The 20,408-nt window shown below is 67.9% G+C and carries 18 protein-coding genes and 8 pseudogenes; 12 read left to right on the forward strand and 14 right to left on the reverse strand.

What is annotated here, in order from left to right; genetic code table 11:
* Positions 1 to 136: 136 nt before the first annotated feature.
* The 3 genes from ACGFWE_RS43000 to ACGFWE_RS43010 are packed head-to-tail and all read right to left on the reverse strand — an operon-like array spanning position 137 to position 2,815.
* Positions 137 to 907 (reverse strand): SDR family NAD(P)-dependent oxidoreductase, encoded by a 771-nt coding sequence (locus ACGFWE_RS43000; protein WP_393606088.1) that lies wholly within the window; start codon positions 905 to 907, stop codon positions 137 to 139.
* The gene (locus tag ACGFWE_RS43005; protein WP_393606090.1) at positions 900 to 1,643 is read right to left on the reverse strand and encodes an HAD family phosphatase; all 744 of its coding nucleotides are present in this window, start codon (positions 1,641 to 1,643) and stop codon (positions 900 to 902) included. Before ACGFWE_RS43005 ends, ACGFWE_RS43000 begins: the two co-directional genes overlap by 8 nt.
* A gap of 26 nt (positions 1,644 to 1,669) precedes the next feature.
* Positions 1,670 to 2,815: a cytochrome P450 gene (locus ACGFWE_RS43010; RefSeq protein WP_393606091.1), complete on the reverse strand. Its 1,146-nt coding sequence runs from the start codon at positions 2,813 to 2,815 to the stop codon at positions 1,670 to 1,672.
* A 501-nt stretch (positions 2,816 to 3,316) separates the two neighbouring features.
* Here ACGFWE_RS43010 and ACGFWE_RS43015 point away from each other — a divergent pair.
* Together ACGFWE_RS43015 and ACGFWE_RS43020 are read left to right on the forward strand one after the other, a co-directional pair.
* Positions 3,317 to 4,255 carry a ScbA/BarX family gamma-butyrolactone biosynthesis protein gene (locus ACGFWE_RS43015; protein ID WP_393606093.1) on the forward strand — a complete coding sequence of 313 codons (939 nt, stop codon included), beginning with the start codon at positions 3,317 to 3,319 and terminating at the stop codon, positions 4,253 to 4,255.
* Positions 4,256 to 4,691: 436 nt separating this feature from the next.
* Positions 4,692 to 5,704: pseudogene (locus tag ACGFWE_RS43020) on the forward strand (IS630 family transposase); the annotation flags it as partial.
* A 3-nt stretch (positions 5,705 to 5,707) separates the two neighbouring features.
* Here ACGFWE_RS43020 and ACGFWE_RS43025 read toward each other — a convergent pair.
* Positions 5,708 to 6,175, reverse strand: a complete 468-nt coding sequence (locus ACGFWE_RS43025) for a GNAT family N-acetyltransferase (RefSeq protein WP_352392288.1) — start codon at positions 6,173 to 6,175, stop codon at positions 5,708 to 5,710.
* A 513-nt stretch (positions 6,176 to 6,688) separates the two neighbouring features.
* Positions 6,689 to 6,970 carry a hypothetical protein gene (locus ACGFWE_RS43030; RefSeq protein WP_393606121.1) on the reverse strand — a complete coding sequence of 94 codons (282 nt, stop codon included), beginning with the start codon at positions 6,968 to 6,970 and terminating at the stop codon, positions 6,689 to 6,691.
* A gap of 886 nt (positions 6,971 to 7,856) precedes the next feature.
* Here ACGFWE_RS43030 and ACGFWE_RS43035 point away from each other — a divergent pair.
* The 4 genes and pseudogenes from ACGFWE_RS43035 to ACGFWE_RS43050 form a co-directional block, all read left to right on the forward strand.
* Positions 7,857 to 8,069: pseudogene (locus tag ACGFWE_RS43035) on the forward strand (Tn3 family transposase); the annotation flags it as partial.
* Between the two features lie 673 nt (positions 8,070 to 8,742).
* A complete protein-coding gene (locus ACGFWE_RS43040) occupies positions 8,743 to 9,762 on the forward strand; it encodes a hypothetical protein (protein WP_393606095.1) in 1,020 nt (339 codons plus the stop codon).
* Positions 9,762 to 10,838, forward strand: a complete 1,077-nt coding sequence (locus ACGFWE_RS43045) for a hypothetical protein (RefSeq protein ID WP_393606097.1) — start codon at positions 9,762 to 9,764, stop codon at positions 10,836 to 10,838. Before ACGFWE_RS43040 ends, ACGFWE_RS43045 begins: the two co-directional genes overlap by 1 nt.
* Before the next feature lie 232 nt (positions 10,839 to 11,070).
* Positions 11,071 to 11,573: pseudogene (locus tag ACGFWE_RS43050) on the forward strand (transposase); the annotation flags it as partial.
* On the opposite strand, the pseudogene ACGFWE_RS43055 reads toward ACGFWE_RS43050, so the two are convergent.
* Positions 11,573 to 12,514, reverse strand: a pseudogene (locus ACGFWE_RS43055) (phage/plasmid primase, P4 family); the annotation flags it as partial. The pseudogenes ACGFWE_RS43050 and ACGFWE_RS43055 overlap by 1 nt on opposite strands.
* Entirely contained in the window at positions 12,511 to 12,741 is a 231-nt protein-coding gene (locus ACGFWE_RS43060; protein WP_393606099.1) for a hypothetical protein, read from the reverse strand. The gene ACGFWE_RS43060 and the pseudogene ACGFWE_RS43055, both read right to left, overlap by 4 nt.
* A 69-nt stretch (positions 12,742 to 12,810) precedes the next feature.
* On the opposite strand from ACGFWE_RS43060, the gene ACGFWE_RS43065 reads away from it, so the two are divergent.
* On the forward strand, positions 12,811 to 13,473 hold the full coding sequence (locus ACGFWE_RS43065; protein WP_393606101.1) for a hypothetical protein: 663 nt from the start codon (positions 12,811 to 12,813) through the stop codon (positions 13,471 to 13,473).
* A gap of 503 nt (positions 13,474 to 13,976) precedes the next feature.
* Here the strand turns inward: ACGFWE_RS43065 and ACGFWE_RS43070 are convergent.
* The 5 genes from ACGFWE_RS43070 to ACGFWE_RS43090 all read right to left on the reverse strand — a co-directional run bounded on the left by ACGFWE_RS43070 (position 13,977) and on the right by ACGFWE_RS43090 (position 16,943).
* Positions 13,977 to 14,615, reverse strand: a complete 639-nt coding sequence (locus ACGFWE_RS43070) for a hypothetical protein (RefSeq protein WP_393606103.1) — start codon at positions 14,613 to 14,615, stop codon at positions 13,977 to 13,979.
* 164 nt (positions 14,616 to 14,779) lie between these two features.
* Positions 14,780 to 15,295 (reverse strand): hypothetical protein, encoded by a 516-nt coding sequence (locus tag ACGFWE_RS43075; protein ID WP_393606105.1) that lies wholly within the window; start codon positions 15,293 to 15,295, stop codon positions 14,780 to 14,782.
* Between the two features lie 18 nt (positions 15,296 to 15,313).
* A complete protein-coding gene (locus ACGFWE_RS43080) occupies positions 15,314 to 15,586 on the reverse strand; it encodes a hypothetical protein (RefSeq protein ID WP_393606107.1) in 273 nt (90 codons plus the stop codon).
* The gene (locus tag ACGFWE_RS43085) at positions 15,586 to 15,819 is read right to left on the reverse strand and encodes a hypothetical protein (protein ID WP_393606109.1); all 234 of its coding nucleotides are present in this window, start codon (positions 15,817 to 15,819) and stop codon (positions 15,586 to 15,588) included. The genes ACGFWE_RS43080 and ACGFWE_RS43085 overlap by 1 nt, the downstream gene beginning before the upstream one ends.
* Positions 15,820 to 16,115: 296 nt before the next feature.
* Positions 16,116 to 16,943, reverse strand: a complete 828-nt coding sequence (locus ACGFWE_RS43090; RefSeq protein WP_393606119.1) for a restriction endonuclease — start codon at positions 16,941 to 16,943, stop codon at positions 16,116 to 16,118.
* Positions 16,944 to 16,990: 47 nt separating this feature from the next.
* On the opposite strand from ACGFWE_RS43090, the pseudogene ACGFWE_RS43095 reads away from it, so the two are divergent.
* The 3 genes and pseudogenes from ACGFWE_RS43095 to ACGFWE_RS43105 all read left to right on the forward strand — a co-directional run.
* Positions 16,991 to 17,080 (forward strand): annotated as a pseudogene (locus ACGFWE_RS43095) (IS5/IS1182 family transposase); the annotation flags it as partial.
* A gap of 75 nt (positions 17,081 to 17,155) precedes the next feature.
* Positions 17,156 to 17,491 (forward strand): hypothetical protein, encoded by a 336-nt coding sequence (locus ACGFWE_RS43100; RefSeq protein WP_393606111.1) that lies wholly within the window; start codon positions 17,156 to 17,158, stop codon positions 17,489 to 17,491.
* A 195-nt stretch (positions 17,492 to 17,686) separates the two neighbouring features.
* Positions 17,687 to 17,860 (forward strand): annotated as a pseudogene (locus ACGFWE_RS43105) (transposase family protein); the annotation flags it as partial.
* Between the two features lie 6 nt (positions 17,861 to 17,866).
* Here ACGFWE_RS43105 and ACGFWE_RS43110 read toward each other — a convergent pair.
* Entirely contained in the window at positions 17,867 to 18,463 is a 597-nt protein-coding gene (locus ACGFWE_RS43110) for a TetR/AcrR family transcriptional regulator (RefSeq protein ID WP_393606113.1), read from the reverse strand.
* Positions 18,464 to 18,551: 88 nt separating this feature from the next.
* Here ACGFWE_RS43110 and ACGFWE_RS43115 point away from each other — a divergent pair.
* Positions 18,552 to 19,279 (forward strand): annotated as a pseudogene (locus tag ACGFWE_RS43115) (SDR family NAD(P)-dependent oxidoreductase).
* A 58-nt stretch (positions 19,280 to 19,337) separates the two neighbouring features.
* On the forward strand, positions 19,338 to 19,796 hold the full coding sequence (locus ACGFWE_RS43120; RefSeq protein ID WP_393606115.1) for a nuclear transport factor 2 family protein: 459 nt from the start codon (positions 19,338 to 19,340) through the stop codon (positions 19,794 to 19,796).
* Positions 19,797 to 19,957: 161 nt separating this feature from the next.
* On the opposite strand, the pseudogene ACGFWE_RS43125 reads toward ACGFWE_RS43120, so the two are convergent.
* Positions 19,958 to 20,408: pseudogene (locus ACGFWE_RS43125) on the reverse strand (glycosyltransferase family 2 protein); the annotation flags it as partial.

A 20,408-nucleotide genomic window follows, 5' to 3' on the forward strand; every position in this document is an offset into this window, starting at 1 on the left:
GGGGGGGGGGGGGTGGGGGGGGGGGGGGGGGGGGTGGCGGGGGGGGGGGGGGGGGGCGGGGGGGGGGGGGGGGGGGGCGCGGGGGGGGGGGGGGCCCCCCCCCACCCCCTGCCCCCGGCTGCAGCGCCTGCCGGTCTCACCAGGCCGTGCGTCCTCCGTCCACCGCCAACGTCGCGCCGGTGACGAACGACGCCCGGTCGCTGCACAGCCACGCGGCCGCTTCGGCGACCTCCGCCGGATCGGCGGCGCGCTGCTGCGGCGCCGACCGCAGGGCCCGGTCCTTTGCCCCGGGGTGACGGGTGAACCACTGCTCGACCATCTCGGAGCGCGCCAGTCCCGGAGCTATCGCGTTGACCCGGATCCCGTCGCCGGCGTACTCGACCGCGGCCGCCTTCGTCAGGCCGATGACGGCGTGCTTGGAAGCGATGTACGGCGCGGCGGCCGAGGAGGCGAGCAGCCCGCCGACGCTGCTGGTGTTGACGATCGCGCCTCCCCCGCAGGTGAGCATCGCGGTGATCTCGTGGCGCAGGCAGTTCCACACACCCCGTGCGTTGACGGCCATGACGTGGTCGTAGGAGTCGTCGTCGGTCAGGTGCAGGGGGGTTTTCTCGATGGCGGTCCCGGCGTTGTTGAAGGCCGCGTCGAGCCTGCCGTGGCGGGCCATGGCCTGCTCGACCAGGGCCCGGGCGTCCTCGGCGCGCGAGACGTCGGCGACGACGTAACTCGCCGTCGCGCCCTCCTGCCGCAGCCGGCCGCACAGGTGGCGCAGCCGCTCCTCGCGGCGGGCGCACAGCACCAGGCGGGCGCCCTGCCGGGCGAAGAGGCGGGCGGCGGCCTCGCCGATACCGCTGCTGGCGCCGGTGATGAGCACGACCTTGTCCCGCAGGGCAGCGGCGCCGTCAGACATGTGCCGCTCCCGCCCCGGTGATGCCGGCAACAAGCCCGCCGTGCGGCGCGAAGGCCCCCGCCGCCGCTTCGCCGTCCACCCTGCGCAGCAGCGCCCCGTCGATCTCGCGCAGGCCGCGCACCACGTGCCGGACACCGATGCGCCGCATGAGGGTGTGCTGGTGCCCGTGCTCGAAGTCGCCGGGACGGCCGATGAAGGGCACGCCGAGCCGGTGGGCCTCTTCGGCGACCCTGGCCACGTCGTCGATGAACAGCACCCGGTCGTAGGGCAGCCGGAAGACCTCCCGGGTGATCTCCCGGATGCCGGGGCGGAAGCGGTCGGTGCACACATAGCCCGGACCGTCGAAGAAGTGGGCGAGGTGGCCCAGATGGCGCTCGAAGTGCGCCCGCTCCAGCCCGCCGTAGCACACCGTGCGCAGTCCCAGCCCCCGCAGCAGCGCGAGCAGGTCCGCGGCTCCCTCCAGGACCCGGACCGGGGTGTGGGCGAGGTAGCGCTCGCGCTCCTGGAGGTAGGTCTCCAGCAGTTCCTGCGGGCTCAGCGTCACCTGCGCGGCCTCGGCGAACGCCCGGGCGGCCACGAGCTGCGACTGGGAGAACAGCTTGTACTCGACGTCGGCGGTGTACTGCCCGCCCCGCTCGAGAACCATCTGCCGGATGAGGGGGCTGAAGGTGTCGTTCAGCAGAACGCCGTCGATGTTCACCGCGGCGAGGCGAAGGTGGGGCAGCGGGGCGGGCATGTCGGTCTCCTCCTCAAAGGCGCGGTTCACCGCGGGGCACCGGGGGTGAGGACCACCAGGAGCTCGCGGTGGCCGCTGGAGATGAACGACTCGAGCGGGCGCAGCTCCTGCGCCGGCACGGCCAGCCGCAGATGCGGGAAGCGGGCGAAGAGAGCCGGCAGGGCCGTTATCGCCTCCAACATCGCCAGCGGCCGGCCCGGACAGTGGTGCACCCCGTGGCCGAAGGCCAGATGGTCGCCGCTGGTGGGGCGGGTGGCGTCGAAACGGTCCGCGTCCGGCCCGTGCCGCCCGGGGTCGCGCCCGGCCGCCGCCAAAGACATCACGATCGCCTCGCCCCGGGCCACGCGCACCTCGCCGTAGTCGATGTCCTCGACCGCGAAACGCAGCGGGATCGTCGCCACCGGCGCCCGGCAGCGCAGCGTCTCCTGCACCACCGCCTCCCAGGACACCTCGCCCCCAAGAGCCAGACGCAGCTGGCCGGGGTGGGTGAGCAGCGCGGTGACCGCCTGGTCCAGGAGGTTGACGGTGGTCTCGTGACCGGCCCCGATGATCAGCAGCAGGGTGTCCAGGAGCTCCTTCTCACTCAGGCCCGAACCCCCCTCGTCGCGCACGGCGACGAGCTCGCTCGTCAGGTCCGCCGCGGGCAGCCGCCGTTTGCCCGCCACCAGGGCCCTCAGCAGCGCATACAGCTCCGCCTGGTTGGCCTGCGCCGCCTTGGAGGTGGTCGTGGTGGTGAACAGGACATCGACCACACGGTGCAGGTCCAGCCGGCCGGCCTCACCCAGACCCAGCAGCTCGCCGATGACCTGGATCGGCAGCGCGAAACAGAACTCCCTGCGCAGATCGACGACCTGGCCCGGGGCAACCCGCGCCAGCCGCTCGACCAGCTCCTCGACGATCTGCGCGATCCTCGCCCCGAGCACAGCGGTACGCCGCGCGGTGAACGCCGGCGCCACCAGCCGGCGCAGCCTACGGTGCTCCTCCCCGTAGGCGGTGAGCATGTTCCGTACCGAGACCCACATGGCCAGCGGCCACGACGCGTCGACCTCCCCGCTCCTCCAGGCCGGCCAGTGCCGGTAGGCGTCCTTGGACACCCGCGGATCGGCCATCAGCCGCTTGACGAACTCGTGCCGGGTAATGGCCCAGGCCGGCACCCCCCCGGGCAGCTGCACACGGACGGCCGGACCCCGCGCCCTCAGACAGGCGCCTTCGGCATGAACATCCCGACCACTGGGGTCCAGGACAGCAGGAACGGTTGGTTCTTCCATCAGTCGGCTTCCCCCTGAAGGCCGTGCAGACGGTCAACAAAAATCGAAACAGCATGCGGTGCGGCGGGACAGATACTGCCACCACAGCACGCACCACGGGCAGAATCCGAAAGAAACACACGCCAGTTGACTTCAGATCAGCGGAACACCCCCACCGGAGCCCCGCATCCCGGCTCCCCGCTTCCGGAACCACACAATCCGAACGCTTGACCGTTCCTTTACCGGGCCCCGATTGAGAATAAAACCGGTAGGTCCGTATCTTACATGACGGCTCCTCAGACATCCCGCCGTCCTCAGCACCCGCCCCGGGAGACGCAGATGCAACCGGCTCCGCCCCAGGCCCACCCAGTGGGAACGGCTCTTCAGACATCCCGCCGTCCTCAGCACCCGCCCCGGGAGACGCAGATGCAACCGGCTCCGCCCCAGGCCCACCCAGCAGCACCCGACCCGACGCGCCTGACCACCACCGTTGCCCGGGAGTACGTCCACCGGGCCTGCCTGGCCGAGGTCTTCCTCACCGGCTGCACCAAACACAGCCAGAGCCAGTACACCCTCTCCGGGCAATGGCCCCGCGCCCACACCTTCTTCCAGTCCGCCGACGGCACCGGACACGACCCGCTGCTGACCGCAGAGACGTTTCGCCAGGCCGGACTGCTCCTCGCACACACCGAACTCGGCGTCCCCCTGGGCCACCACTTCGTCATGTGGGAACTGGCCTTCAGCACACAACTCGACCGGCTGGACATCGGCCCCCGCCCCACCGACATCGAACTGAGCGCCACCTGCACCGACATCACCCGCCGCGGCACCACAGCCACCGGCTTCCGCATGGAACTGTCCATACACCGCAACGGCGAAGCCATCGCCGCCGGCGGCGGCCGCTTCACCGTCATCACCCCCGCCGTCTACCGCCGACTACGCGGCACCCGACCCACCCACACCACCACACCACCCACCACCCCCCGCAACACACTCCCCCCCACCACCACCGGACGCACCCGCACCACCGACGTCGTCCTCTCCCCCACCAACCAACCAAACCACTGGCTCCTCACACCCGACCCCACCCACCCCGTCCTCTTCGACCACACCAGCGACCACCACCCCGGCATGGTCCTCCTCGAAGCCACCCGACAAGCCGCATGCGCCCTCACCACCCCCCACACCCTCACCCCCGCCGCCATCACCACCCTCTTCCACCACTACGCAGAACTCGACGAACCCTGCACCATCCACGCCACCTGGGCCACCACCCAACAACCCCACCACGCAACCATCCACATCACAGGACACCAAAACAACAAAACCATCTTCACCTCCACACTCACCGGCCCACTCACCTAACCCACCCCACCGACACCACCACCTCGATGGTGAGCGGGCGCCCCCCGCCTACCCGAGTCCACCAAGACGGAGGACGTCCTCAATCTCCCTGAACCTCGCGCCTGTCACCAGGATCCGCTCCCTCACCTCCTCCCCCGAGAGGAACGTCATCCCTGGTGATCCGGGCTACGGCCCGGACTCGGGCGTCCAGGCCGGCCTGGCGATGCGGGCGGCCAGGCGCTGCCACCACCGGCCCGCCCTGGTTGGGCCGAAGAATGCGGTCGCGAGCGAAGGCCTTGCCGCGCACGCCAGGACTCGGCCCCAGCCCCTGGAAGCTGAAGGCGAAGGCGGAGAAGAAGCCCCTGTCCGTGTGCGCAGACTGACCGACCAGGAAGGTCAGCGGCTGCAGCAGATCGTGCGTCGTGGCAGCACGAGTTCGGTGCGATACCGGCGCGCGATGATGCTGCTGGCCTCGGCCGGCGGGAACCGCGTGCCGGTGATCGCGCAACTGGTGCAGGCCGACCAGGACACCGTCCGGGACGTCATCCACCGGTTCAACGAGATCGGCCTGGCCTGCCTGGACCCTCAATGGGCGGGAGGCCGTCCCCGCCAACTCAGCCCTGACGACGAGGACTTCGTCATCCAAACGGCCACCACCCCACCCGCCAAGCTCGGCCGGCCCTTCACCCGCTGGTCGATCCGCAAACTCGCCGCCTACCTGCGTAAAATCCACGGCCGGATCATCCGCATCGGCCGCGAAGCATTACGCTGCCTGCTCGCCCGCCGCAGCATCACCTTCCAGCGCACCAAGACCTGGAAGGAATCACCAGACCCCGAGCGCGACACCAAACTCGACCGCATCGAGCACGTCCTGGACCGCTTCCCGGACCGCGTCTTTGCCTTCGACGAGTTCGGCCCGCTCCGCATCCGCCACACTGCGGGCTCTGGCTGGGCCGAGCAACGGCGTCCCGACCGGTTGCCCGCCACCTACCATCGCACCCACGGAGTCCGGTACTTCCACGGCTGCTACTCGGTCGGCGACGACCGCTTGTGGGGCGTCAACCGCCGCAAGAAGGGCGCCGCGAACACTCACGCCGCGCTGAAATCGATCCGCGCCGCACGGCCCGACGGCGCCCCGATCTACGTGATCATGGACAACCTGTCCGCCCACAAGGGCGCCGACATCCAGCGCTGGGCGAAGAAGCACAAGGTCGAGCTGTGCTTCACCCCGACCTACGCCTCGTGGGCAAACCCGATCGAGGCACACTCTGGACCGCTGAGGCCGTTCACCATCGCCAACTCCAACCACCACAACCACACCGTGCAGACCCGCGCCCTGCACGCCTACCTGCACTGGCGCAACCCAACGCCCGCCACCCCGACGTACTCGCCGCCCAGCGCAAGCAACGCGCCCGCATCCGAAGCCAGAGAGGCATCCGCTGGGGAGCCCGACCTCTTCCAGCAGCAGCTCGATCAGACAGGAACTTCAAATATGACTTCGAGGCCGTCTTCCTCGTCCCATTGCTCTCCGACCTCCACAAAGCCAAACCCCGAAATCGTGGCCAGGGATGCGGCGTTGTCAGGACTGATCGTCACCCGCACGGTCCCGACTCGGGCTTCGGCAACGGCCCGATGCACCAACGCGGTCAGCATCGCCCTGGCGTAGCCCTGACGACGGTAGACGGGGACCACCGAGTAACCGAGCTCCACCATCCCCGCCTCATCCGGCGGCCCATGGAACCCGGCATACCCCACGACGGCACCTTCCGGCTCGGCCACCACAATCTCAGTGAGCCACCCCGCGTAACCCGGGTCCGAGGTCAGCTGATTGACCCGATACTGCCACACCCACTTTGCCGTGTCCGTGACGAAGTACTCGGTAAGAGCGACACCTGCTTCGGCACTCGCGCGAGCCAGATCGTCCTTCAGCAAGGCCCTCATGATCGCGCTCGACAACTCAACAAATCGCACGGACTTCGGGCTCGCGGGTGCCGGGGACCGGCGCTCGACTTTGTCTGTCACAGCTCGAATCGTCGTGGAGAGTCCAGGACCTGTCCAACTGTTTCCACAGTGGCTGATGCATGCCCCGACCAGATCGCGCCCCATCCACTCGTCCCTACCCGCACCCCGGTGAACCTTCCCGGCCAGAGCACTAGCTGGAGCTTGGTCTCCGGCGGTTGGTCAATGTCGAGGACCTTCTTCAGCCAGCTTTCGAGCGGGGTGGTGAACACCGTCACCAAAAGAGCGGTCACCACCGCTCCGACAAGTACCAGCACTCGCGACTTCAGCGGGTGCCGCTGTCTGCTGTGCTCCGGGCTGTCACCAGTATCTGGTGTAGGTGGCATGACTTGCAGCGTAGGGCGGACTACAGGTCACGGCCCCAGGGCTGGTCACGACACGCTCAGAGCCGTCCCGCGTTCAGTCCCACAGGGCCACCGGTGGCGCTGGCCAGGCTCATGCCTGTGCACCACGCCGGTACACGGCCCGCACCGCCGTGACCACCTGCTCGAAGGTGTCGGTGCCGGTGTCGATCATGAGCTGCACACCGCTGCCAGACTCCCGCTCGAAGTCAGAAGCGCTGCCGTCCTCCGGCAGCCGGAAGGGCCCAAGAGCCAGGCGACTGCGGCGGAAGCCGTCCGCGGCAGCCTGCACATCCCGCGCGTCCTCCCACTCCTCCTGGTACTTCACGTCCGGCAGCCGCCGGAAGCGCACCAGTTCCTCCGCCACGTCGGCCACCCGCCAGGTCCGCGATCGGCGTGCGCAGGGCCGTGACCACGGTGTAGAGCAGCACGTCGTAGGCATTGAGCCCGGTCAGGGCGTAGTACCAGCCCTGGCGTTCCTCCCAGTCGAGGCGAATGCCACCGCGGCCGCTGGTGCGGGAGACGTCCCAGGCGAGCGTGATGTAGGTGGTCAGGCCGCGCTCGAGGCCATGGTGGCCAGCCCGGACAGTGCCCGGTGGGATGCCCCGCTTAGTGGGGGCGTCGTCGACGGCCTTCACGTAGGGCCAGTGCGGCATCCCCTAGGGTGCGCCGCGCGGTCCTGGCGGTTCCAGCAGCACGGGTCTAAGGAAGGTGCGGGGGCGTTCGGCCAGCGCGTTTTTTAGCAGGCGGTCGCTCGCTTGGGCGGCGCGGGGTAGGGCGGCGGAGGTGTTGCCGGCGCTGTCGGCGTAGTGCCTCTGGAACGCGTTGCCCTGTGGCTGCGTTTGACAGATTCCTCGCAGCGATGCTTACTGAGAGTGAGGTGAAGGCCGGACATGCACGACGCCCGCGTCGCCTAGTGGCGTAGGCTTGTCAGGCGAATCGTCCAGCGCCCAGATTAGCTCCTGACCGCTGGCGTCGCCTGCCCGCACGTCAAGGGGCACGATATGAAATCACGTGTGCGCGCACGAGGTTGGGTCGAGACCGTCGCCGCCGCCATCAATGGCTGCCTATTCCTCCTCACCCTGGCTTGGCCCGACTGGATCGAGGGTGTGTTCGGGCTGGATCCCGATCGGCACAGCGGTGCTCTTGAGTGGGCGATTGTTGTCGTCGCTCTCTGTGCCACCGTTACGTTCTCTCTGCTCGCGCGAGGTGAATGGCATAGGGCCCATACGGCACCTGCCGAATGACCAAGGGCGGCAGGGTTACTTGCGGTGCTCTTCTTCAACACCCGCTACATGGACGCCGCCGTCACCCAGCTCCGCAGCGACGGCTTCGACGTCCGGGACGAGGATGTGGCCTGCCTCTCGCCGTTCGTACGGCACCACATCAACATGCCGGGTAGCTACTTTTGCCAGCTTCCGGAGCTGCCTGGCGGCATGCAGCCCTTGCGTGACCCCGATGCTGGCGAAGCCTGACGTCGATCGTCCTGGGCCAGCAAGACGACCTGCCACTCGGATGGCGTGGCTCGGCGGGTAGCGGTGCCGATTGTCCGTTAGGAAGAGCGTTATGACGTGCCCTAAATATTTCGTAGTGCCCGTCGGAGAGACGAGTTCAGCCCCGGCCTTCTTTGGTGAAGACATTCACTTTTCTGGCGACGGAATTGGCGGTCTTCCGGGAGACCTGGGGCTTGAGACAGCAAGTGGTTCGCGCATCACGCTGGCGCACACGACGCGGACGGACGCGCTGATCACAGCGAAGCTTCCTCCGGTGCCGCCGTACCAGCGGGTGCTCAAAGTGTCAGGCAACCCTGAGGAGTGCTCGCCCCCGATCTTCGTGCAGAATCCGCCTTGCATCGACCACGTGTCATTCGTACCCGGCACGAGGGCGGTCGTGTGTCGCGACGCGGTTGGCAACGTCCGCTGCTTCCGAGCACGGTAGGTCTCGACTTGAGTTTGTTTCATCTAACACACACCGTGGCCATTTCCGCCCGCGCGGTGCGCCCGGAGGCCGCGAACGGTTCGGTTAAGGAGTTGGTGTCATGCATCGCATCTGTATCGACACCCCGGAGACCGCGTTCGAGGTCTGCGGGGTTGGCGAGCCGGTCCTGCTCATTCCCCCGGACAGGAGGGCGGCTCATGGGCCCGATGGGTGGCGATTGCCGTGAGTGCCGTCTTGCGTCAGGCGTTCGCGATCTTGCTTTTCATGCTGCGTGCGCTGCTTTATGACTGGCTTGTCGCCGTGGTTCGGTTGGTCTTGGTGCTCTGGGCGAGGCTGGTCACAGCGCTGCGCCGAGGTCGGCTGGCCGATCGCATAGGTCGTGCTGATCCTGGCCGTTGCGTGCGTGTGAGCGACCCGGCGTACAAACGCCCTGACCCGCTCATCTACGACCAGTATTACTTGATGGCGCTCGGCCTGGGCGTTACCTGGGACAACCCTGACATCGTGCTCTTCGAGGGCGGTGTTCCCGTCTCGTCCTCCGACATCAAACCCGATACCGACTACGAAATCTCGGCTCGCATTTGGAACGGCTCCACCGAGGCTCCCGTCGTCGGCCTGCCGGTGTCGTTTTCCTACTTGAGCTTCGGCGTGGGCACGGTGAGCCACCACATTGGTGGCGCAACGGTCGACCTCGGCGTCAAGGGAGGACCAAGTTGCCCGGCCACCGCGACGCGCGCTTGGCGCAGCCCCGCGACGCCGGGGCATTACTGCATCCAGGTCGAGTTTTCCTGGCCGGATGATCTCAACCCGGCCAACAACCTCGGCCAGGAGAATCTCCGCGTGGTTCCGGTGAACTCGCCGGCTACCTACACGTTCGCGCTCCGCAACGACACCGACCGGACTCAGAACTATCGCTTCGAGGTCGATGGTTATGCGATCCCCGACCTCGTACCGTGTGAGCAAGTGGGTGATCCGTCCCGGCGGGATGGCGGGGTCCGGTACATGCTCGCTCTTCAGGCTCGACATCGTCGGGAAGCCTTCCCGGTTCCCCGTGGTTGGAGCGTGGGCTTCATACCCGCGGAGCCGACCCTGCGGCCTGGTGAGGAGACCGCGGTCGCGGTCGAGGTCACGCCGCCCGACTCGTTTCATGGCCGACAGCCCATCAACGTCCATGCGTTCAACGCGAGTGGGCTCGCGGGCGGGGTCACTGTCTACGTGGAGCGTGGCTGATGGCCTTCCGCCAGCACACCAAATGTGTCGCCCCTGGTAGCCATCTCGGCAAACAGTATGCCCAGGTCGTGATCGCTGCGGCCGTGGCCGCGGGTGCGACGTTCGGGGCCGGAGTCGGATTCGCACCCGGGGTGGCCGTGGTCGCGCTGACAGCCATCCTGATCTACTGCCGCTGGTGGCTTTACGACCGTCTCGTCTGCCTCGACGGCGGCAAGGACGTGTGCGCGGTGGGTCTGGTGATCGGTGTCGAGCCCGCCAGCGAGAAGAGCGGTCTGGACTCGTTTGACACCGACTACAGCGTCAACCTTATGCTCGCTGGGACGTCCATCGGCGACAACCAAGCTGCAGCAGAGGCGTCGTTCCAGGGCGACCTGATCAAGAACCAGCTCGCTGGCGTGAAGTTCCCGATCAACGAGACGCCTGGCTTCACCGGCCATTCGGTCTTCGACGCCGACACCGCAGCCACAATCAAGGGGATCATAGGCAAGTCCGACGACTTCAGTGATTCCGAACAGAAGCTCGTCGATCAACTCGTCCAGCAGCTCCACCTCCCCAACCGGACGGCCGTCCTGCACGTGGAGTTCGAAGGCGGTGGCGTCTATGACCTCATGCTCGCGGCGCTAGCCGCGCTAGCGATCGCCTCTGTCGCGGCGGCCTTGTGCGCGGCTGGGATCATCGGGATCGTCGCCTGCCTCATCCTCTCCATCATCGCTGCGGTGGTGACCGCCATCGGCGCCCTCGTCGGCCTCAGCGACACCGGCAACCCCAACGACGTGAACGCCAACCTCGGCGAGCTTCACCCCATGCGGGACTGGCTGGTGGTCCAGGGCAGTTGGGTCTACGACTCGGCGCATGATGGATGGAACGAGATCCATCCGATCAAGCACTGTCAACGGATCACCCCTGAGACGGCCGACGAGGGCGGACGCCGTCGGTGGTGCGCGGCGATCAGCAGCGCCTCAGCCGCAGCAACCGTGTCCGCTCAAGGTGAGGCGACGAACACATGGCAGGTGCATCCCAGCGTCGACGGCTGCCGCCAGAAGACACCGGAAGGCCCGGGACCGCACATCGGCTGACAGCTGCCGTCGAGGCCACCTCCCGGTCGGGGTTGGCGTTCGCTGTCCGTGCCAGCGCACCAGCCGCCAGGCGCAGAGGTGGCGGCGACCAGCGGCGACCGGAGGTTCGGCGCCACGCGGGGTCCACGGCACGGGGCTCGGACGGCTAGTCCTGTGACCGCATAGGTTCGCCGGGTCGACGGTTGTAGCGGTTGGATGTGCGGTGACGTCCGATCCGACCGCTGGAGGCGCGGTGGCCGAGCCCGTCCGCCTGCGCAGACTGACCGACCAGGAGGGGCAGAAGCTGCAGCAGATCGTGCGTCGGAGCAGCACCAGTTCGGTGCGTTACCGGCGCGCGATGATGCTGCTGGCCTCGGCAGGCGGGAACCGGGTGCCGGTGATCGCCCAGTTGGTCCAGGCCGACGAGGACACCGTCCGGGATGTGATCCACCGCTTCAACGAGATCGGCCTGGCCTGCCTGGACCCTCAGTGGGCGGGAGGCCGTCCCCGCCAACTCAGCGATGACACGAGGATTTCGTCATCGCGACGGCCGCCACTCGCCCGGTCAAGCGCGGCCAGTCGTTCACCCGCTGGTCGCTGCGCAGGCTGGTCGTCTACCTGCGCAAAGTGCACGGCCGGGTGATCCGCATCGGCCGCGAGGCATTACGGTCCCTGCTCGCCCGCTGCGGCGTCTCCTCCCAGCGCACCAAGACCTGGAAGGAGTCCCCGGACCCCGACCGTGAGGCGAAACTGGACACGCGGGCTTCGTCGAACTTGTCGTTGGGCTTGAGCTCGCTGCAGACGATCAGGCGGCGGCCGTGGAGTTCGGTGAGTTCCGTGGAGTGCTCGGAGAACGCGCCGCGGTCCATGAGGAATCCGGGCGGGGCGGCGTCCGCGTAGTCCCCCAGGTTCTGGATCATGACGTCCAGCAGGACGCTCTTGCCGTTCTTGCCGTGGCCGTGGAGAAAGGGCAGGACATGGGCGCCGACATCGCCGGTGATGGAGTAGCCGAGCAGCAGGTGCAGGAAGTCGATCATTTCCTGGCCTTCGGCGTCATCGCCGAAGGTGTCCTACAGGAAGCGGTGCCAGCGTGGTGTCCCGGTCTGTTGGGGGGCGACGCTGGTGGCGCGGGAGTGGAAGTCGCGGGTGGGATCGGGCTTGCGCAGCTGGCCGGTGGTCAGGTCGACGACACCGGCGGGGGTGCACAAGGCGTAGGGGTCGCCGTCGAGGGTGTCGGGGTCGACGGACAAGTCCGGGGAGGCTTTGGCCTGGGTGAGGAAGGCCTTCATGCCGGTAGTCGACAGGGTGCGCTTTTTGTGGTGGTGGAGCTCGCGGTCGCTGAAGAGTCCGCGGGGGTCGGTGTCCGGCATGTCTTCGGCCATCTCGCCCGCGGCCCACAGGGCGGCTTTCTCGCCGCCGGTGCGCTTCCAGCGGTAGCCGTCCCAGCAGAACCACCCCAGGCCTTCGACGTGGCGGAACTGATCGCGGTAGAGCTTGACGAACAGTTTGGCGTTGCCGCGGTCGGTGAGGGGTCCGGGCAGGGGTGCCGGCAACGCCCAAGACGGTGTCGGCGTCGCGAGCGGGGAGGTGTGGGCCCGGGCGGGCAGGGCGGCCGGATGCTGGTGTGTCTGTTCGAGGTCCAGCATCTGCTGGGCAGCGGCGGTGGCGTCGAAGCGCGGCGTCTCGGCGCTGCTCATGAGCGTCCTTCGAGGTGGAGCGGGCGGGCGGACCCGGCAGCGAGGGCGTCGTCGATGATGCGTTCATTGCGGGCACTTTGCCAGGGGCGCGCGGTCTGGGCGGCCTCACGCAGCAGGACGCGCGCGGTGGGTTCGTCGAGATCCCCGGCGGCCGCCGGTCCTCCGGCCGTGTAGGCGGCCCGAACCGTGCCGACCGCTACTTGGCACCTGAGCAGCGGTCGGCACATGCGGATCACACTGGTCCAACCTCGAACACGGGTTACCTGGGGTCGGATGATCATTGATACGGTCCCGTGATGGCTGAAGTACAGGGATCACCGAACGGCCCGGTTACGGCGGCCGATGTCGAAAGTGCCGTCCGTTTGGCGCTCGTCGCTCTGCGCGGGGCGAACGCGCCGGACTGGAGTGTCCAGGCTGGTTCCCTGGAGTGGGATTGTTGGGAGACGGTCGAGCACCTGGCCGACGACCTGTTCTCCTACGCTGTCCAACTGGGCCCGGCGAAACCGCCGCTGGACACCCACGTGCCGTTCGCGTGGGATCGCAAGAGGCCGGGCGGCCCGGCGAATGCTGTCTTCGCAGACCGCGAGGCTGGCACAGCCGGTCTGCTGCAAGTACTGGATGCCAGCGGCGCCTTGCTGACTGCAATCGTCCGCACGACGCCGCCCACGGTCCGGGCGCATCACGTCTTCGGCCCTGCCGATCCCGAAGGTTTCGCCGCGATGGGCATCGTTGAGACCCTGGTGCACACCCACGACGTTGCCGAGGGTCTGGGCGTTGACTGGACGCCGCCCGCAGACCTGTGCGGCCGCGTGCTGGACCGGCTCTTCCCCGAGGCCCCGACCGATACCGACCGGTGGCCAACCCTCCTTTGGGCCACCGGCCGCACGGAACTTCCCGGTCGGCCGCGCCTTACCAAGTGGCGCTGGTACGGCACTCCCCGCGCTGACAGCCGGCCGTAGAAAACCGTCATCCCGGTTGGGTGCCCATCGAGATCTAGCCCCTTCCGCCAACGGCACCCGGCGCCGCACCGAAGGGGGCGACGTTCGCGAGTACGCCGACTGGAAGGTCCGCGGCGTGCCCTCTGGCCACCGCAGGAGGATCAGCGGGACCTCCGGCTCCTGGAGGCTCTGTACGGCGCTGTGAGCGCCTCTGGCCGCCTTGATCGCCGCTCGCGGGAGCCCGGCGGGTGTCAAATCGCCGCAGACGGCCGTACGGGGCCGGGAAGGATCACGCGCGCCGGATACCGGCGGTCTGTCGTACGGGCGAGGGCAGATCATCGGATTCCCGCTGCGAGCTCTGCTGTTCAGCGGCCTCGCCGCACACGGGGCAGTTCCGTTCGTCGACCGAGTCACTCACGACCCGATGCTCGCAGAAGTCGCACGGTCGCATGCTCTCGCCCGCTGGCTCTCGAACAGGCACGTCATCACTCATGACAGCCACACTGCCACCCGACCACCTTCAATCAGGCGTCGATGATGTTGCGTGCCCTGGTAACGCGCTCTCGGGTGCGGGTGACGTCGACCTCGGTGTAGACGGTGTCGTGACGCACCAGCTCCTGGTAGGTGCGCACGGCTGATTCACCGATCCGTTCGACCACTTCGCGGGCATCGGTGATCCCGTCGAGCGCACCGCCACCAACGCCCACCCGTAGGGCCTGAGGCCCGAACTCCCGCACCAGGCCTGCACTGAGCAGGACGTAGCGGGATCGGGCGTCGGCGTTCAGGGCAATCCGTTCCCTGGCCAGGGGCGGGCTCGGGGACGTGGCTTGGCTAGGGTCCGTGAGGCAGGAGTACACGGCGGCGGGCCGAGCATTCGTGGGGTCCAGCCGGCCGTACACCTGGCAGGCCTGGAGCGCGCACAGCCAGGCCATGGAGACTTCGCCGGTCTTCACGTGGAGCTCAGCCAGGTTGTAGTAGACAGAGCCTAATACCGCTTGGTCCTGGTCGCCTTCTCCCGCCTGGGCGACCCTGACCGCATGGTGGTTGGCTTTCCCATAGTGGCGCAGGGCAAGGGCCCACTGTCCGCGAGCGATCGCGTCGTCGCCGAGTCGGATGGCGCCGGTGACCGTCCGTCGTTCGCCATTGAGCGATCGCCAGCGCATCGAACCCCCTCGTTGCGGCGTGGACCGCTCGGACGATGACCGTGCAACCCTCGCGGGTCATACGGCGCGCCGCTGAGGTTATCCCCCGCATCGGTGTTGTGGCGAGGGCGCAGCACGGCCACGATCCGGAGGCGGCAGTCGGTTGATGGGTGCAAGGGCCGCAGCTACAGGCGCTGGGCGAGGGTCTTGCAGTAGGCCAGGAGAACGGTCGCCTGGTACAGGTTGCCCTCGGCTGCGTTGCGGGAGGCCATCCCGAGCATCATCGCGAGGCTGTGCAGCGTCTCGTCTCCGTCGGCGGCGTCTTCGCCCAGGCGGGCGCGCATGACGCGGTCGGCCTGGTCCAGGACGTCGGGCCAGACTCCGGCGTACGTCTTCGGGTCCACGCCGGTCAGGGGCGTCAGCCACCGGTCGGCGTGCGACTGGAGCAGCTGCTCGGCCGACCGGTAGTCCAGGACGGACCCGCAGGACAGGCTCAGCCCGGCGGTGTCGGCCGCGGTGCCCGGCCACCCGGGCAGGGCCTCGGAGTGGGCGGGGCACAGGAGCGCGAGCCAGTCCGGGGCCTCCCCCGGCGCGGCGGCGGGACCCTGGCGGAGCACGGCCGGTGTGGCGGGGCAGTCCAGCACCTGGCGGAGCCCGGTGACCTGTCGGCCGGCGGTGAGCTGGTTGATGTCGGACGGCACCTTGGGCTCCTTCGGCGGCTAGACCTCGATGTAGGCGACGACCACGACGGTGCGCAGCGCGGTGACGAAGTACAGGACGCGGACGGCTTCGACTTCGTCGGTGTACTGGCGCAGTTGGGTGCTGGTGGTGTCGCCGGGGATCGGTTCGCCGGCGTCGGGGTCGACGGAGATGACGACCAGGGCGCGGTCCAGGGCGTGGATGGCCGCCTCGCTGGTGATGTTCTCCAGCTGCTTGGCGGCGGAGTCGGAGAAGGCGATACGGGCGCGGCGCGAGCCGTGCTGCGGGGCCATCAGGCGACGGCCGGGCGCTGCTTGGCGAGCCGGGCGAGGTGGGCCTCGCGCAGCTCTTCCCACGGCGTGCAGTCCTCCACCGAAGGCAGCCCGTTGGCCGCGATGTCCTCCAGGACCGCGGCGAACTGGTCGGCGTTCTCGCGGGTCCTGGCTGCGTACGCGCGCACCGCGTCGGCGGCCGCGGGCTCCAGTTGCTGCCGGGCGTGGTCGGCGGGGGCCGGCTGTTCGCTCATCGAGGGCTCCAGAGGGCGGAACTGGCGTCGACTTCAACGGTATCGGCCGCCCCGGCCAGTGGGGACCACTCCTGACGAACTCGGCCGTACGAGGGTACGGGGCCCAGGGACCCAGCCGGACCCAGCTTCCGGCCCGCGGCGTGGCCGCCAGGAAAACGCCGGTCCTAGGATCCAGGAGTCGAGGTTTGGAGGCGGTTGCTGGGTCTGAGTCCCGTACCCCGATGACCTGGCCCGTCGGTGGCCTGGAGCCATCAGCGGCCGTAGCACCGATTGGAAGGAGACCGGGCGACCGCTGCTCATTCAGGGCGGAGTTCGTGGACCTTGCTGTTCGGTCCAGCTTTGGCCCGCCAATTCTCAAGCCACATTCGCAACTGCTCTTCGGTGTAGTGGTGGGCTTGCCCGTCCCAAGCGCTCCTTGGCAGGGGAATTCCGCGGCGCTGTGAGCGCAGGAGGTACTGGCGCATCGTGGTCGGCTTCCAGGGGACGAAGCCCGCCTCGTAGGCCTCGGCAAGGGTATACAGCGGTTCCTGCAGATCATCGTAGGTGGTGCCGAGATCGGTACTGGACGGCTCATGCACTGCAGGCTTCGCCGCGGGCACCGCGTCGGTCGTGCAGGCACGGAGCGAGATTCCGAGTAGCTCCCATACGGGACGATTGGTATCAATCCAGTCTTCCAGCAGAAAGCGATCAACGACCTGGAGATTCTGATCCCGCGCGAAGCTGCGAGCCCTGGCCGTGACCTTGCCATTGGTGACCAGGACAACGACATGACCCTTGTGGACGGGACGCCCCGTACTGTTGAGGATCTGAAACTCCTGAACACCCACGGGGCCACCTGAGAGACCTTGCTTGCGGTGCTTGCACTGAATAATCCAGCGCTGGCCGACGGGGTCCACCGCTATGACGTCGGCCCCATTGTCGCCTGCTCCCCCGACTCTCTTCGCCTTGTCCGCCCCGTCACGGATCATGAGATCGCGGATGAGGTATTCGAACTCACGGTGGTCGAGGCCGTCGACGCGGGCCGGGGAGCAGCAGACGCGCTTGCATTGAGAGGGAGCAACTGGTCGCGGTCCGTGTCGCCTCGTGGCCAGCACCCACCCGGTCGTCGCTGAGACTAAAAGCATGATTGGCACCAGCCACAGCGTGGCTGGTTGAGAAGCGAAGGCAGTGTGCCTGGCGGATCTTCCGTAAGGCCCGGTGCAGCCCGAATCGAATGACGTCAATCGCCGCCGCAGTCCTCACCCTGGAGCGGCAACGCTGAAAGACCTCAGTGAGTGCGGCGGCGGCCGATGGGCGGCCCGCATTACCGTTTCCCTTCTTGATCGTTAGCCAGGCCATGCCTCATATCAAGAAGTTCGTGGCCCTCTTCGCCGCCTGCGTTGTTCCCTTGCTGGCCGCCACCCCGGCCAGTGCCGCAGTTGACAGCAAGTGCGGCCGGTACATCTGCGTCATGACTGCACACCACAACCGTTTCGTCCAGGACATCACTGTCCAGACCAAGGACGGTCTCCCCGGAACGCTCCGCGCCTACTGGGGCAACTACCACTCCACGAAGGTCGACGCCGCGTCCCACCGGTGGGGGGTGGGCTATGAGCAGTCACAGTCGAAGCTAGTGTGCGGCGGCCTGGAGCGCGACGGCCGGTCGATCGAAGACATCTGCGTCACGATCTGATCCAACGACCCGCCCGGAAAGCCTTGGCTTGGGTGCAACTCGAGGGCCGGGGCTTTCCGTACCCGTGGTGCTAGCGGTGCCCGGACTGCTTGATGGCACGCGCTCAAGGTTCACTGTCACAGGACAAATGGCGTGGGGCCAAGGGCGGCCACTTCTGGGCGATCGGTGTCAGTGATCCTTTCAGCACGGCAACAGGACCTCACTGCAACCCAGCGGATGATCAACCGGGCCCTGTCAGCGGCACGAGCACCGGTCGAACGAAGCGTCGCGAGACTGAAGTCCTGGCGCGTCTTCCGCAGAGCCCGCTGCAGCCCCAACCGCATGACGTCAATCGCCAAGGCCATCCTCACACTGGAGCGGCAACGGTGAGGAGACTCAGTGGGCAGTGCGGGGCAGTACAGCAAGGGCTGTCCGGGCGATATCGGTCAGCGTCTCCTCGCCCGCTCCGGCCTTGCCCAGCGCTTCGATGCCGCGCAGCACGGCGAGCACCAGAACAGCCAGCTTTCCCGGATCCGCGTCCGCGGCGATGTCGCCATTGCGCTGGCATGCTGCGATGTCGTCCTCCAGTAGCGCCTGGAGCGCCTCGATGGCCGCGTGCGCCCGCTTGGCCACCGTCTCGTCGTGTTCGGCCAGCTCGGCGGCGCCCTTGGCCAACAGACATCCGCGGCCGGCGGTGTCTGCGGCAGTCGCCGCCGCCACCGCATACACGTGGGCGGACAGCCGCGCGTAGGCGTCCGCGTCGTTGCCGCGCAGTTGCCGGCTCGCAGCGTCGACGACGGAGGTGCAGTAGGCGTCGAACACGCGGTGGAACAGTTCCTGCTTTCCGCCGAAGGCGCCGTACAGGCTGCCTTTGCCGAGCCCCGTTGCCTCGGCGATGTCTTCCATGCGCGTGGCGGCGTACCCGCCCGACCAGAACCGCTCCCGGGCAGTGTCCAGCACCTGCTGCTCGTCGAACTTCCTGGGTCGCGCCATGGGGACAGCCTACCCGTTCTTGACTCGTTCGTCCATAACGGGCTAGCGTTATGGACGAACCAGTCAAGAATCGAGAAGTGGGCGCGTCATGACGGAAGTACTCGCAGGCAAGGTGGCGGTGGTCGAGCCAACAGCGGCATTGGACTTGCCATCGCCAGGCGGTTCGCCGCGGAGGGGGCACGGGTGTTCCTGGCCGGTCGCCGTCAGGAGCCGCTCGACGCGGCCGTAGCTGAGATCGGGCCAGCGGCCACTGGTGTGGGGGCCGATGTTTCGGTACAGGCGGACCTCGATGACCTTTACTCGGTCGTGCGCGAGGAGGCGGGCCGCATCGACGTGCTTGTCGCCAACGCCGGCAGTGCTGTCCCTCAGCGTCTCGGTGAGATCACAGAGGAAGCCATCGACGCCACCTTCGGTACGAACGCGAAGGGCACGATCTTCACCGTACAGAAGGCGCTGCCCCTGCTGTCGGACGGCGCATCGATCATAGTGACAGGGTCGACCAATGCGCTCTCCCCCGGAACGGGCCTGGCAACGTACGGCGCATCGAAGGCAGCAGTACGCAACCTGGTGCGCAGCTGGGCGCTCAGCGCGCAGGAACAAAAGTTCCGGGTGAACGTGCTGAGCCCGGGCCCGACCGAGACCCCGGGCCTGGTCGGCGCTGTAGGCCCGGGCCACCAGCTCGCCTCGCAGGTGCCGCTCGGCAGGATCGGCCGCCCGGACGAGATCGCCGCCGTGGCGACGTTCCTGGCCTCGGACGCTTCCAGCTTCGTCAACGGCGCCGACTGGTTCGTCGACGGAGGCCTTGCGCAGGTCTGACCGCGCCCTTCAACCAGCGCGAGAGCGCACCACAACACACCACGTACCAGGAGGAAAAGTGAACGCCACCAGCGATATTCAGAAGCGTCGCGAAGAGATTGCCATCAACTACTTCCGCATGGTGGACGCCGGCAACCCTGCGGTCATCGACGTCTTCACGGACGATGCTCACATGTTCTACCCGAAGTTCGGCATCGCACGTGGGAAGGCGCAGATCGGAGCGTTCGCTCAGGGTCTCGGCTGGGGAATCGCGTCGCTCAAGCACGAGATCGAGGGCTTCACCGTGTTGACGTCCGGGAACTACGTGATCGTCGAGGGCGTGGAAAGGGGAACAACGACGTCAGGCGTGGACTTCCCTGACGGCGTTTCCTCCTTCGGGCTGTTCTGCAATGTGTTCGAGTTCGAGGGTGAACTCATCAAGAGGGTCCACATCTACGTGGACCCGGACTTCGCCAACACGCACGTCGAGGGTGTGGCTTGGGGCAAGTCGGTGCAGGACAGCACCGCCGGCCTGTAGTCGACAGCCTGCACCGTGGTGTCGCCCTGGGGCGGGGCGCGTGGCGACGAGGTCGCAATGCTCAATCTGACGATCAGCAGCTCCCGCGCCCCCGAGCATGCGGCCCACGTTGAGATTGACAGCCTTTTCGCAATGTCGTCCTTGCGGCGTCGTAGCTGCTGCTATCGCCGGCCGCCGCTCCATGGGTCGGCCCTGCGTGCCAGCTTCTTCGCTCGGCGCCGTACGTCCGGGGGGAGGTGGTGGAGCACCTTACGGGCTGTCCGGCGCACGGGCGGGGCCGATGTGGTGCGCAGGTAGAGGCGGTGCGGGAGTGTGGTCTGAGTCGGTGGGCGGACGGAGAGGCGGAGTTGGCCGTCCGGGCCGTCCCAGGCCGGGATCACCAGGTGGGGGCGGACTCCGGCCCTGACCGAGCCGAAGCCGACGTCGGAGCCTGCAGCGCGCGTGGCGTCGTCACTGCGTGTCACCCTCGCCCTGCGGCCCACGCCGAGGAGTTGGGCGCTCGCCCACACCACATGGATGCCGGTTTCCATCGCCCGGCCGCCGGCCAGGGTGAGGGGGTCGATGGCCGTCTCCCCGGTGACCACGACGCGGTGGCGGCCACCGCCGAGCGGT

The organism is Streptomyces sp. NPDC048523 (assembly GCF_043199815.1).
GTDB lineage: Bacteria > Actinomycetota > Actinomycetes > Streptomycetales > Streptomycetaceae > Streptomyces.